The sequence below is a fragment of the Methylobacterium brachythecii genome, assembly GCF_014196345.1.
In the GTDB taxonomy this organism is placed as follows: domain Bacteria; phylum Pseudomonadota; class Alphaproteobacteria; order Rhizobiales; family Beijerinckiaceae; genus Methylobacterium; species Methylobacterium brachythecii.
In genome coordinates, this window is sequence record NZ_JACIDN010000003.1 from 395,445 (window position 1) to 408,926 (window position 13,482).

12 protein-coding genes are annotated in these 13,482 nt (G+C 65.3%); 7 read left to right on the forward strand and 5 right to left on the reverse strand.

Annotation, left to right across the window (positions count from 1 at the left end; translation table 11 throughout):
• The first annotated feature begins 45 nt into the window (after positions 1-45).
• Positions 46-2,163 (forward strand): glycogen debranching protein GlgX, encoded by a 2,118-nt coding sequence (gene glgX / locus GGR33_RS09495; RefSeq protein WP_183504347.1) that lies wholly within the window; start codon positions 46-48, stop codon positions 2,161-2,163.
• A gap of 12 nt (positions 2,164-2,175) precedes the next feature.
• On the opposite strand, the gene GGR33_RS09500 is transcribed toward glgX, so the two are convergent.
• Positions 2,176-2,589, reverse strand: a complete 414-nt coding sequence (locus GGR33_RS09500; RefSeq protein WP_183504348.1) for a flagellar biosynthesis repressor FlbT — start codon at positions 2,587-2,589, stop codon at positions 2,176-2,178.
• 187 nt (positions 2,590-2,776) lie between these two features.
• Between GGR33_RS09500 and GGR33_RS09505 the strand changes: the two genes are divergently transcribed.
• The 6 genes from GGR33_RS09505 to GGR33_RS09530 all read left to right on the forward strand — a co-directional run bounded on the left by GGR33_RS09505 (position 2,777) and on the right by GGR33_RS09530 (position 8,012).
• Entirely contained in the window at positions 2,777-3,895 is a 1,119-nt protein-coding gene (locus GGR33_RS09505) for a flagellin N-terminal helical domain-containing protein (protein WP_183504349.1), read from the forward strand.
• A 172-nt stretch (positions 3,896-4,067) separates the two neighbouring features.
• Entirely contained in the window at positions 4,068-5,285 is a 1,218-nt protein-coding gene (locus GGR33_RS09510; RefSeq protein ID WP_183504350.1) for a flagellin N-terminal helical domain-containing protein, read from the forward strand.
• A 134-nt stretch (positions 5,286-5,419) separates the two neighbouring features.
• A complete protein-coding gene (locus GGR33_RS09515; protein WP_183504351.1) occupies positions 5,420-5,770 on the forward strand; it encodes a PilZ domain-containing protein in 351 nt (116 codons plus the stop codon).
• 82 nt (positions 5,771-5,852) lie between these two features.
• Complete coding sequence (gene upp, locus GGR33_RS09520) at positions 5,853-6,485, forward strand: uracil phosphoribosyltransferase (RefSeq protein WP_183504353.1); 633 nt, start codon at positions 5,853-5,855, stop codon at positions 6,483-6,485.
• 65 nt (positions 6,486-6,550) lie between these two features.
• Complete coding sequence (locus GGR33_RS09525; RefSeq protein WP_183504355.1) at positions 6,551-7,555, forward strand: NAD(P)H-quinone oxidoreductase; 1,005 nt, start codon at positions 6,551-6,553, stop codon at positions 7,553-7,555.
• A 190-nt stretch (positions 7,556-7,745) separates the two neighbouring features.
• Complete coding sequence (locus tag GGR33_RS09530; protein ID WP_183504357.1) at positions 7,746-8,012, forward strand: flagellar basal body-associated FliL family protein; 267 nt, start codon at positions 7,746-7,748, stop codon at positions 8,010-8,012.
• Positions 8,013-8,085: 73 nt separating this feature from the next.
• Here GGR33_RS09530 and GGR33_RS09535 read toward each other — a convergent pair whose 3' ends face one another.
• From GGR33_RS09535 to GGR33_RS25725, 4 genes are all read right to left on the reverse strand, one after another.
• Positions 8,086-8,967, reverse strand: a complete 882-nt coding sequence (locus GGR33_RS09535; protein WP_183504360.1) for a 3-hydroxybutyryl-CoA dehydrogenase — start codon at positions 8,965-8,967, stop codon at positions 8,086-8,088.
• Between the two features lie 184 nt (positions 8,968-9,151).
• The gene (locus GGR33_RS09540) at positions 9,152-10,102 is read right to left on the reverse strand and encodes an electron transfer flavoprotein subunit alpha/FixB family protein (protein ID WP_183504362.1); all 951 of its coding nucleotides are present in this window, start codon (positions 10,100-10,102) and stop codon (positions 9,152-9,154) included.
• A 75-nt stretch (positions 10,103-10,177) separates the two neighbouring features.
• Entirely contained in the window at positions 10,178-10,927 is a 750-nt protein-coding gene (locus GGR33_RS09545) for an electron transfer flavoprotein subunit beta/FixA family protein (protein ID WP_183504364.1), read from the reverse strand.
• A gap of 204 nt (positions 10,928-11,131) precedes the next feature.
• Positions 11,132-13,324, reverse strand: a complete 2,193-nt coding sequence (locus GGR33_RS25725; protein ID WP_246412933.1) for a hypothetical protein — start codon at positions 13,322-13,324, stop codon at positions 11,132-11,134.
• Between the last annotated feature and the right edge of the window lie 158 nt (positions 13,325-13,482).

Below are 13,482 nucleotides of genomic sequence, written 5' to 3' on the forward strand. Positions count from 1 at the left end.
AGGCTCGGTTCCCGCTTTGTATGAGAGCCGACCTTTAGGGATCCGATGATCGTCATCGAGGAGGGCGTGCCTGCGCCGCTCGGCGCGCACTTCGATGGCAGAGGCGTCAACTTCGCCCTCTTCTCGCAGAACGCCACCGCCGTCGATCTTTGCCTGTTCGATCCGAACGAGCGGCATGAGCGGCACGTCATCCGGCTGCCCTGCAGGACCGACGACGTCTTCCACGGCTACCTGCACGGCCTGCTGCCGGGCCAGCAATACGGCTACCGGGTGCACGGCCCCTGGGAGCCCTCGCACGGGCACCGGTTCAATCCCGCCAAGCTGGTCATCGACCCCTATGCCCGCGAGATCGCCGGTCGCATCCGCTGGAACGACTCCGTCTACGGGTTTCGCCGGGGCCTGCAGCGCGACGACGCCATCGACCGCCGCGACAGCGCACCCTCGATGCCGCGCGGTGTCGTCACCCGCACGGATACGCCGGACTTCACGCCGAGCCAGAACGCTCGTCAGCTCTCTGAGACGGTGATTTACGAAGCGCACGTCAAGGCGCTGACCATGACCCACCCGGCGCTGTCGGAAGCCGAGCGCGGCACCTATCTCGGTCTGGCGCACCCCGCGATCATCGACCACCTGATCAAGCTCGGGGTCACCGCGCTGGAATTGCTGCCGATCCAGGCCTTCGTCGACGACCGCTTTCTGGTCGAGAAAGGGCTCGTGAACTTCTGGGGCTACCAACCCTACAACTACTTCGCCCCCGAGCCCCGCTATCTCGGCGACGGCGGCACGGGCGGATTGCGTTTCGCGATCCGCGAACTCGCCGCAGCGGGCATCGAAACCATCCTCGACGTGGTCTACAACCACACCGCCGAGGGCGGCCCGACGGGGCCGACCTTGTCGTTCCGTGGCATCGACAACTACAGCTACTACAAGCTCAAGCCCGAGAGCTTGCGCGAAGACGTCGATTGCACCGGCTGTGGCAACACGCTGGACGTCGCCAATCCTCGCGTCATGCAGATGGTGCTCGATAGCCTGCGGTACTGGGTGCGGTCCTACGGTGTCGCCGGCTTTCGCTTCGATCTGGCGACGAGCCTCGGTCGTGCGCCCTACGACTTCTGGCACCGGGCCGCCTTCTTCCAGGCGCTTCGGCAGGACCCGGTGCTCGCCCGCGTCAAGCTCATTGCCGAGCCATGGGACGTCGGCCATGGCGGCTACCGCCTCGGCGGCTATCCTTACGGCTGGAGCGAGTGGAACGACCAGTTCCGCGACAACCTGCGTGGTTTCTGGCGTGGCGACCACGGCATGGTCGGCAAGCTGACCCAAGGCCTCTCGGGCTCGCGGGAGATCTTCAACCCGTCGGGCCGGGCGCCGCAGGCCAGTATCAACTACGCTGCGTCGCATGACGGCTACACGCTCGCCGACGTCGTTGCTTATGAGCAGAAGCACAACCACGCCAACGGCGAAGAGAACCGCGACGGCCACGGCCACAACCTGTCGCGCAACTACGGCGTCGAGGGGCCGACGGACGACCGCGCGATCCTGTCCCTGCGGGCCCGTCAGACCCGCAACATGCTGGCCACCGTCTTTCTCGCCCAGGGCGTGCCGATGCTGCTGATGGGCGACGAGCGCGGCCGCTCGCAGGGCGGCAACAACAACGCCTACTGCCAGGATAATGCGGTGAGCTGGATGGACTGGGCGCACGACCCGGACCCGGAGCTCGCAGCCTTCGTCGGCAATCTCTCGGCATTGCGCCGCCGCTGCCCGTCCCTGCGCCGCCGCCACTTCCTGAGCGGCGCCCGCGTGGACGGCACGGAGCTGCGCGACGTGCACTGGCTCTCGCCCGACGGCACAGAGATGGACGGTGCCGCCTGGGACGATGCCGGCCGCCAGGCCTTCGGCATGCAGATCGGCAACGATATCGAGGGAGCACAGCGCGTGCTCGTGCTGATGAACGCGGCCGAGACCCCGTGCGAGTTCCGGCTAGCCGATGCGATTGGCGGCCCCTGGCGGAGGGTCTTCGACACGACCCTGGCGGCAGGAAGCGTTCCGCCGAACACGGTTCCGCTCGTCAAAGAAGGCGGCAGCGTGCCGGTAGCACCGCGAAGCGTTCTCGTGCTCAAGGCGCCGCCCGTCCCCATCACCGACGAGTGCGGTGGGACGGCCTGAGCCGGCCGATCGTTAGACCGGCATGGCTTCGTCCGCCGCTGGGGCGATCCGTGAGAGAAGGTCGCGCTCGTAGGCGATGAGTTCGCGGCCGAGCTTCAAGGCGCGATAGCGTTCTCCGGACGTCATCGAATCGTGGATGGCGGCGATGCGCGGCGCCATGCTCGGGGCCGCTTCCATGATCTGTGTCGCCAGGGCCGTGAAGCCGTTCTCAGCCTCGAAGGTCTCGTCCACGAGGTAGATCACCTGCAGGAGCACGTAGAGCTTCTTGCAGGGCGTATCCGCGTCGCTCTCGGTGATGATCTCGGTCTCGCGCAGAAACTTGGTGTTCGTCTCGAGGACGAAGCTCGCCCGGCGGTCGCCGTTCCGGATCGCGGCATTGCCGATGATCAGCCGCTCGTTGGGCTTCAGGTCGATCTTGAGGGGCATGATTCGCTCCCGTTCCATTTCGGCCGGACAGTCGCCCGGACGCGTTAAGAAAGCGTCGACCAAGCCGGCAATGACAAGGCGAAGAAGGCGAATCTGATCGATCGAAGTAAGATTTCGGAAGGAGGCCGGGGCGCTTGTTGGGGTCACTCCAAAACGGGGTGCATCAGATCAAAAGGATCTCACGACCATGACCTCCAGCGTTACCCTTTCCTCGGCCGTTCGTTCCAACCTGCTCTCGCTGCAGGACACCGCTTCGCTGACGGCCACGACGCAGAATCGTCTGTCGACTGGCAAGAAGGTCGCGTCGGCTCTGGATAACCCGGTCAACTTCTTCACGTCGCAGGCTCTCAGCGCTCGTTCTGGTGACATCGGCGGTCTCCTCGACGGCATCTCGAATGGCGTTCAGACCATTCAGGCTGCCAACCAGGGCATCACCTCGATCCAGAAGCTCGTCGACTCCGCCAAGTCCATCGCGTCTCAGGCTCTCGCGAGCAAGAACACGCAGACGAACGGCACCGCGGCTACTGCGTTCGCTGCTCCGGCTGCCAACACCACGGTTGCCTTCACGCTCGATGGCTCGGCAAAGTCAATCAACCTGACGACGACGGATACGATCGCCACCACCGTTGACAAGCTCAACACGGCTGCTGGCAGCTCGCTGTTCAGCGTCAGCGGCGGCAAGATCGCCGTCGGCGGCGCAGGCAACGTTGCCTTCGCCGATGCAGAGGGCGCCAAGCTCGGCTTCGCCGCTGCCGGTGCCGACCTAACCGTCGAGGACAAGACCCGCACCGCTCTGACGTCGCAGTTCAATTCGCTGCTGACCCAGATCGACCAGCTGGCCAAGGACTCAAGCTACAACGGCGTGAACCTGATCAACAGCAGCGCAACGACCAACAAGCTGCACATCTCGTTCAACGAAAAGGACTCTTCGAGCCTCGACGTTCAGGGTGTGGATCTGACCTCCTCGGGCCTCGGCCTGTCGGCGGTTGCCACCACCGGCGCCAACTCGAACTTCCAGGCTGACAGTGACGTCAACGCTGCCGTCAGCAAGCTCACCACCGCCAGCAACACGCTGCGCACCCAGTCCTCGACCTTCGGCTCGAACCTCTCGGTCGTGCAGAACCGCCAGGACTTCTCCAAGCAGCTGATCAACGTTCTCGACACCGGCGCCGCGAACCTCACGAGCGCCGACCTGAACGAAGAAGCCGCCAACTCCCAGGCGCTGTCGACCCGTCAGTCGCTCGGTATCTCGGCTCTCTCGCTCGCCAACCAGGCTCAGCAGGGCATCCTGCAGCTCCTGCGCTGATCGAAGCGACAGCTTAGAACACGACTTAGGAGCGGCCGGGGTTTCCCCGGCCGCTTCGTCGTGCTCATTTTTGGGAATGCTTGTTTTCATTAACCAAAACGCAAGTACCGGCATGGTTGATTAACCCTAATACCGGCTTATCCGGTCAACTTTCCGGTTGGGGTCCGAGTCCATGCCTTCCGATATCACCCTCTCGGCCGCCACGCGGCAGAACCTGCTCTCACTGCAGGACACCGCTTCTCTGACGCAGACGACGCAGAACCGTCTGGCCACGGGCCTCAAGGTGTCCTCAGCGCTCGACAACCCGGTGAACTTCTTCACGGCGCAGAGCTTCACGAGCCGCTCGGGCGATCTCAGCGCGCTGCTCGACTCCATCTCGAACGGCGTCCAAACGATCCAGGCGGCCAACCAGGGCATTACCTCGATCCAGAAGCTGATCGACTCGGCCAAGTCGACCGCCAACCAGGCTCTGACCACCCAGCTCTCCACGACCGGCACGGCCAAGACCGCCTACACGGCGCCGGGCGCCGGCGGCGCGACCGTCGATTTCTACGTCAACGGCACCAGCGGCAGCGCCACCATTCCTGCCGGCAGCACGATCGATGCCGCGATCACGGCGCTCAACGGCGCTGCCACCACTGCAGGCGCCGGCAACGTGTTCTCCAAGGATACGACCGGAACGAAGATCGTGCTCAACGCCAGCGCCGACTTCGAGTTCAAGGATACGGCCTCACAGACCGCGCTCGGCTTCCAGGCCGGCACCGTGCCGACCCCGGCGACGAACGCGACCTACGGCACTGGCAACGACACGGTCGGCCAGAGCGCCGACATCACGGTCGCCGGCGTCTCGACCCGCAACTCGCTAGCGCAGCAGTACAACAGCCTGCTCGTCCAGATCACGCAGCTCGCCAAGGATTCGAGCTTCAACGGCGTGAACCTGATCAGCAGCAACGCCACCACCAACAAGCTGCACATCGCCTTCAACGAGAAGGACACGTCGAACATCGACATCCAGGGCCAGGATCTGACCTCGGACGGCCTCAAGCTTAAGGCGATCGGCCCGAACTCGGGTGCCGCCGTGAACGGACAGGGCAACTTCCTGCTCGACGCCGACATCAAGGGCACGCTCGCCGGCCTCGGCACCGCCTCCGACACGCTCCGCGCGTCGAGCTCGACCTTCGGTTCGAACCTCTCGGTGGTGCAGAACCGGCAGGACTTCACCAAGAAGATCGTCAACGTGCTCGATACCGGCTCGGCGAACCTCACCCAGGCCGACCTCAACGCGGAAGCTGCCAACTCGCAGGCGCTCTCGACCCGCCAGTCGCTCGGCATCTCGGCGCTGTCGCTCGCCAACCAGGCGCAGCAGGGCATCCTGCAGCTCCTGCGGTAAGCTCCTCGACCCATTCGACGAAAGCGGCCGGGGCGAGAGCTCCGGCCGTCTTCGTTTTGAGACCGCGTCATTAGAGATCGCGTAACCGATGCCGGGATACACATTTCCGTGAACTGCAAAGTGCAGGAACCGGCATGTCCGACACCACGCTCGATTGGGGTGATGAAAGCCCGGACCTTCCGGCCGCCATCGGCCTCTCCGAGGTCAAAAGTCTGGTGGATCGTCGCGAGGAACGCAGCGAAGCCAACCTGATCGCCGTGATCCGCCTCCCATCCGGCGAGGACATCCGCTGCATCGTCCGGGACGTCTCGAAATCCGGTGCGAGGCTGGGAATTCCACGCGGATGCGTTCTCCCCGAGCGCTTCATGTTCAAGGTGAACGGGCGAAGCTTCGTCTTCCGGGTCCGGCTCGCCTGGCAACGGGATTGCTACGCCGGAGTGCGCATCGAGCGCATCGCACGACTGCCCGCCAAAGCCGCACACTGACGTTTCCTTCGAAGCGGCTTCGCCCGATGGCGCATTCTGCGCATAAGAGGCGGCAGCGCGCAGAATGAAGGAGCCCGCCGACATGGCAGCCAACGTCACGGTGGTGGATCACCCGCTCGTCCAGCACAAACTGACGCTGATGCGCGACGTCACGCGCTCGACGAAGGGATTTCGCGAGCTCCTGAACGAGATCGGCATGCTGTTGGCCTACGAGGTCACACGCGACCTGCCCCTCGAACCCGTGACCATCGAGACGCCGCTGCAGGCGATGGAAGGCCGGCAGATTGCCGGCAAGAAGCTGGTGCTCGCTCCGATCCTGCGGGCCGGCGTCGGCTTCCTCGACGGCATGCTGTCGCTGATGCCGGCCGCGCGCGTGGCCCATATCGGCATCTACCGCGATCCCGGGTCTCTCCGGGCGGTGGAGTATTACTTCAAGAGCCCATCGGACCTCGCCGACCGGACCGTTCTGGTGCTTGATCCGATGCTCGCCACGGGGAATTCGGCCGTGGCGGCCATCGAGCAATTGAAGACGCGCGGCGCGCGCGACCTGCGCTTCGTCTGCCTGCTCGCGGCGCCTGAGGGCATTACCCACCTGCAGCAGGTTCACCCGGACGTGCCGGTATGGACGGCGGCAATCGACAGCCACCTGAACGATCACGGCTACATCGTTCCGGGCCTCGGCGATGCCGGAGACCGGATGTACGGGACGCGCTGACGCGAAACCCCTTGCCGCGGCGGCCAACCTTCGCAACTAGGGGAGACGTTCCGAGGAGTTCGCCGATGCCCGTGCCCGACACCATGCGCCAGATCCGCTTCGAGGGCTCGGGCGCCCCTGAGGTCATCGCCGTGGAGACGGTGCCGGTGCCGAAGCCCGCCCCAGGACAGGTTCTGATCGAGGTGACCGCCGCCGGTGTGAACCGGCCTGACGTGATGCAGCGCCAGGGTCTCTACCCGCCGCCGAAGGGCGCCACCGAGATCCCCGGCCTCGAGATCGGCGGCCGCATCGCGGCCCTGGGGGAGGGCGTCTCGGGCTTCTCGGTGGGCGACGAGGTCTGCGCGCTGGTGATCAGCGGCGGCTATGCCGAATTCGCCGTGGCGGAAGCGGGCCAAGTGCTCCCAAAGCCGAGCCCACTCTCGCTGATCGAGGCGGCGGCGCTGCCGGAGACGGTCTTCACGGTCTACAGCACGGTGATTCAGCGCGGTCGCCTGCAGAAGGGCGAAAGCTTCCTGGTCCATGGTGGTTCGAGCGGGATCGGCACCACGGCGATCCAGATCGCCAAGCAGCAGGGCGCGACCGTGTACGCCACCGCCGGCTCGGCCGAGAAATGCCGGTTCTGCGAAGAGCTCGGCGCCGACGCCGCGATCGACTACCGCGAGGCGGACTTCGCAGAGGAGATCAAGCGGCTCACCGACGGCAAGGGCGTCGACGTGATCCTTGACATGGTCGGCGCGGCCTATCTCGCCAAGAACATCGCATCGCTGGCGGTGGAAGGGCGCCTCGTCCAGATCGCCTTCATGAAGGGCTACAAGGCCGAGAGCGTGAACCTGACGCCGATCATGCTCAAGCGTCTGACCATCACCGGCGCGACGCTCCGGGCGCAGCCGAAGGAGAACAAGGCGGCGATCGCGGACGAACTGCGCCGCAATGTCTGGCCCTTGATCGAGGGCGGCAAGATCAAGCCGATCATCCACGAGACCTTCCCGATGGAAGAGGCGGCCAAGGCTCACGCGCTCATGGAGTCGAGTGCGCATCTCGGGAAGATCATGCTGGTGACCGGCCGGTAATACGGCTGGGCATCTGGTTCACTCATCGGATCGCGCGATTCGCTTCCATTCCAGAGTTCATGTTCTGAGGAAGCGCGCGTCTGCCTCACGACCAGGGCTTATGGCCGCGTCGCGGGATTAGGAACACGCACCTGCAACCAGCGTTTGCCGGCCGTCACCAGGGAATGGTGTCGCGCGAATTGAGGGAACGATGGCCAAGGTCGAGACGGAAACCCAGGCACGCCAAGGCGAGAAGGGGAGGCCAGTTCTCTACATCCTGATTGCCGCCGTACTGCTGGCAGTGGTCGCTGGTGCCGGCGCCTTAACGTGGCAGGGCAAGGTCTCGCCGGCGGATCACGCGAGCCAAAGCCAGGATGCCGCCCAAAAGACGGCTCCGAACCCGAGCGTGCCTCCGGCAGCGCAGGAGCCAGCCACCAATCCGACAAACCCCTCGCCGGCGCAGCCAAAAGCGAACTGATCGGTGCATCGAAGGGTAGGGCGGTTCCTCGGAAGACCGCCCAACCCGCCCGTCGCTGCGAACGCGGCGTCGCTTACCGCGTGGGGACCGGCGTCTCGCCGCGGTAGTCGTAGAAGCCGCGCTTGGTCTTGCGGCCGAGCCAGCCTGCCTCGACGTATTTCACGAGGAGCGGGCACGGGCGGTACTTCGAATCCGCGAGGCCTTCGTAGAGCACCTGCATCACCGAGAGGCACGTATCGAGGCCGATGAAGTCGGCGAGTTGCAGCGGACCCATCGGATGGTTCGCGCCGAGCTTCATCGCCGTGTCGATCGATTCCACCGAGCCGACGCCCTCATAGAGGGTGTAGATCGCCTCGTTGATCATCGGCAGCAGGATGCGATTGACGATGAAGGCCGGAAAATCTTCCGACATCGTCGAGATCTTGCCGAGCTTGGCAATGAAATGCTTGGCCGCCTCGTAGGTCGGATCTTCCGTCGCGATGCCGCGGATCAGCTCCACGAGCTGCATCAGCGGCACGGGGTTCATGAAGTGGATGCCGATGAAGCGCTCGGGCCGATCCGTGGAGGCGGCAAGCCGCGTGATCGAGATCGACGAGGTATTGGTGGCAACCAGCGTATCGGGCCGCAGCGACGGGCAGAGCGACTGGAAGATCTGCCGTTTGGTGGCTTCGTTCTCGGTTGCCGCCTCGATGACCAGATCGCAGGCTTCGAGATCCGCAAAGCTGCGGGCGGTGACGATGCGTCCCAGCGCGCTGCGGCTCTGCTCGTCAGTGAGCGTTCCCTTCTGGACCTGCCGGACCAGGTTGCCCTCGATCGCAGCGAGACCCGCGCCGATGCGGTCGGGGTCGCGGTCGTTCAAGCGGACGTCGAGGCCTGCTGCCGCACAGACATGGGCGATGCCGTTGCCCATCTGCCCGGCACCGATGATGCCGACCGTCCTGATATCGAGGGCCATTGCCGTTCCCGAATCCCCAGACACCGCAAGATCGAAGCGTGATCCGCTGATCAACATGCGGCAGCGCAACAATCACGTCAAACGCGCTCCCTAGACCATTTTTGGTTTCCGGGAAGCCCCTTTTCCGTTTGGACGGTATACGAAATTTGTCCGGCCCGCGTCACGGGCCGGAGACGATTTCGGCTCAGCCTTTGATCTTGGCGACCGCGGCCTGCAGTTCGGGCACGACCTGGAAGAGATCGCCGACCAGCCCGTAATCCGCCACCTGGAAGATCGGCGCGTCCTCGTCCTTATTGATCGCGACGATGACCTTCGAGTCCTTCATGCCGGCGAGATGCTGGATAGCGCCCGAGATGCCGACGGCGACGTAGAGATCGGGAGCCACGACCTTGCCGGTCTGGCCGACCTGCCAATCGTTGGGCGCATAGCCTGCATCCACTGCAGCGCGCGAGGCGCCGACACCGGCGCCGAAGGCATCGGCCAGCGGCTCGATCACTTCCTTGAACTTGTCGGAAGAGCCGAGTGCCCGGCCGCCCGAGACGATGATCTTGGCCGAAGCCAGTTCGGGACGATCGGACTTGGCAATCTCCTCGCTCTTGTAGGCCGAGCCGCCGGCCTCCTGCGCACCTTCCGACACGGCCTCGACGGCAGCCGGGGAGCCGCCTTCGCCGGTCGCCTTGAAGGAGGCGCCGCGCACGGTGATGACCTTCTTGCCGTCCGGCACCTGCACGGTCTGGATGGCATTACCGGCGTAGATCGGCCGCTCGAAAGTGTCGGGCGAGACGACTTTGATGATGTCGGAGACCTGGGCGACGTCGAGCAGTGCCGCGACACGCGGCAGGACGTTCTTGCCGGTGGTCGAGGCCGAGGCGACGATCGCGTCGTAGGGGCCGGCGATCTTGGCGATGAGCGCGGCGATCGGCTCGGCCATGTCGTGGTCGTAGACGGCGTCTTCGGCGTTCAGCACCTTCTCGACGCCATCGAGCTTGCCGGCAGCCTCGGCGGCAGCCTTGCTACCGGCGCCGAGTACCAGGGCGTGGATGGGCGCGCCGAGTTCCTTGGCGGCGGTGAGCGCCTTAAGCGTGCCGTCCTTGATCTCGGAATTGGCATGCTCGACGTAGAGGAGCGTGGTCATCGGTCGGATCTCACAAATCTGGGGAGGCGACGCCGCTCGACCGCCGGGGCGGGAGCGGCGGGGAATGAGCGAGCGTCAGATGACCCCGGCTTCGTCCTTGAGCTTCGAAACCAGCTCGGCGACCGAGCCGACCTTGACGCCTGCCGAGCGGCCCGGCGGCTCGGTGGTCTTCAGCACCTTGAGGCGCGGCGTGACGTCGACGCCGAGCTCTTCGGCCGACAGCGTGTCGAGCGGCTTCTTCTTCGCCTTCATGATGTTGGGCAGAGACGCGTAGCGCGGCTCGTTGAGGCGCAGATCGGTGGTGACGATCGCCGGAAGCTTCAGCGTCACGGTCTGCAGGCCGCCATCGACCTCTCGGGTCACGTCGATCGACTCGCCCTCGAAGGTGAGCTTGTAGGCAAAGGTGCCCTGCGGCCAGCCGAGCAGCGCGCCCAGCATCTGGCCGGTCTGATTGCAATCGTCGTCGATCGCCTGCTTGCCGAGGATGACGAGGTTCGGCGTCTCCTTTACGACCACGGCCTTCAGGAGCTTGGCCACGGCCAGCGGCTCGGTGGTCACGTCGGTCTTCACCAGGATGGCGCGGTCGGCACCCATGGCGAGAGCGGTGCGCAGGGTTTCCTGGGCCTTGTCCGGGCCGATCGAGACGGCGACCACCTCGGTGACCTTGCCCGCTTCCTTCAGCTTGATCGCCTCCTCGACGGCGATCTCGTCGAAGGGGTTCATCGACATCTTGACGTTGGCGAGCTCGACGCCGGAGCCGTCGGCCTTCACGCGGATCTTGACGTTGTAGTCGACAACCCGCTTGACGGGCACGAGAACCTTCATGGGTGCAGCTTCCTCCGGCACGTCGCGGCGGGCCTCAAGCCCTAGGAGCGGGCGGCCCGCAACGGCGACAGTCATCGATCAGGGATGAATTAGGGTACGGACCGTAACGAGCCGATTTCAGGCTTGTCAACGCAGCCAAACGTACGGGAGGTGCCTGCCAGGCTTGCGATTTTGCCGTGTATCCACGAGCCCTGCCGTCCGACGTCACCGCATGGTGCTGATCATGTCCTGTGGCACGCCGGTGATGTCGTCGATCACCAACTGATGCACCGCGCAGATGAACGAGGTCAGCCGGTAGCCGTCGTGGCGCGCGAGGGCATTGTCGAAGGCGCGCATGTTCCAGAACGGGTCGTTGGCGGCGGTGATCGGAGCGATGCCGGCGAACTGAAGGCCATGCAGGAATTCGACTGTGGGAACGCCCTGACCGCGCACGCCGCGCTCGGCGGGACCGAGATTCTCGCTGTCCCAGTACAGGCCGAACTGGTCGTCCTGCCGGCCCCTGGCCCGGGTGAGCCAGCGGTTCGTCGGCTGACAATCGATCGGCGCGTCCGCGAGGGTCGCGTAGGGATGATGCCTCTCCTCACCGGACGCGTGAAGACCGAGCAGCTCGTGGGTCGTGCCGAACGGGGCCGCCGAGGGTTGGGCATCCGCCAGCACGCCTGCGGCCGGCCGTGGCGGATCGAGATTGCCGATCGTGTGGGACGTTTCTCGAGAGGAGTCCTGGAACGGAAACGTTTCCGCGAGAAGGGCCAGGCCGTGGATCGGAAGGGCTTCGAGTCCGGAGAGCCAATCGCCCGGCTCGGTTCGGGCACAGCTCTCGCCATCAGGCCGGCGGTGCTCGATGCGGCCCGCGGCCCGGCGGAGCCAGCCGGCAGCGGGGCGAAAGTCGAACTTGAAGGTCGGAAACAGATCGTGCGTCGCCCAATCGTAGTCGACGCCGGCATCGAACATCGCGTCCGTGCTCTTCAGACGGTCCCGGATCCTGGACCTGGCATCCTGATAGCCGTCGTCTGCATCGAGGCCGATCCAGGCGCAGTCGCCGGCCCGCAAGCCGCCCGCCGGGAAGGCGAGGGCCGCGGTCATCGAGACCATCACCGGCCGCTGTACGGCGGGAAAGAACCCGGTATCGCGCTGAACCTCCGAGAGTGGCGTGTTCGAGTCGGCATGCGTCGCGACCCTGCTCCAGACCTCGCGCTGGATCGCCGTCCACTTCGTCGCCTCCGAAGCGGGGTTGATCAGCAGGACGAGGTTGCCGAGCACCGGTGGCATCACTTGGCCGAGCTTGTGCCGCCGCACCGCCTTGACGACATCGTCCTTCAGGCCCGTGGCGAGCATGTTGCCACCGAGGCTATGTCCGACGACCAGCATCTTGTTGCGCGCACGCGGGTCGTCGGGCTTGTGGCCGAGCGGCGGTGCCAGCACGCTCTCCAGCGTTCGTAACGCCGAGACCGCCGCCGGCGCGATGGCCTCGCTCACGGGCTTGCGGTCGAACAGGGTCGCACCCGCGGAGAGGTTTCCGAGGAAACCACCGACCGTTTTTCCGAAACTCTCCTCCAGGCCCCGTTCGTCGACCCGGGCGCCGCGCCAGCCGACATAGATCGCGGTGACCTTCGTGTCGCAGGCGGTCGGTTCGATCAGGCAGCGCTCCTGGAGGAAGCGCGCGGCATGGGCCGCGTAGAGCCTTAGGTCGGCCACGTTGCCGTCGCCGATCCGCGCGTCATGGCGCCAGCCGTGAATGAACACGATGACGTAGTGCGAGCCTGTCGCGAGATGCTGCTTCAGGGCGTCGAGCTGCGTGATGACCGGCTGCGCCTCTCCATCCTCCCCCGGGGGATGGCCGCCGGCCTGCATCTTGTCCTTCAGCATTGCCGAGGTCATCGCTTCGTCGCGACCCCGAGCGTTCCGGGAGATCAACGCGTAGGGTTCGCCGGTCTCCTGGAACTCGAGAAAGCCGAGATGATAGTCGAGGGGCTTCCCACCCGGCTTGGTCGACGGGACCAGGTGACGTTGCAGCGAGCAACGCAGCCGCGTTCCCCAATTCGCATCCTGGGCGACGGCGGCCCGCTCGTCGTTGCTCGCATCCTCCCAGCCCCCGCTCTCCGGCTTCCGCTCGTCGCCGAGTGCCTTGCGACCGAGATCCGCCAAGATGGACCAGCCCTTGGCGAGCCCATCGCGGCATGGCGGTAAGGACGGATCGAGGTTTCGATACGCGGTCGCGTTTGGGGTTGAAAGGACGACGTAATTGACGAAGAGCACACCGAGGCAGAGCAGCACGATCCCGCCGACCAACGTCGTCAACAACCGGACCAGCCGGCCATAGGCTCGCCACAGCCAGACGAGCGCCGCGCCGACTCGCGACCGTCGAGGATGCTCCCCATCGACTGACTGGACGTCCAAGCGTCACCTCTCTCGGCTCGATACCGAAGGTTCGGCCGGAAGGGCGACGCGGTTACAGGGCTGCCGCCGAATTCGGTCTGCGTAGCTTTTGCAGGTGCGCCAGGAGTTCAGCGTGCTATCATATTGCGATGCACAATGATCGCGAATGCTGCTTTGGA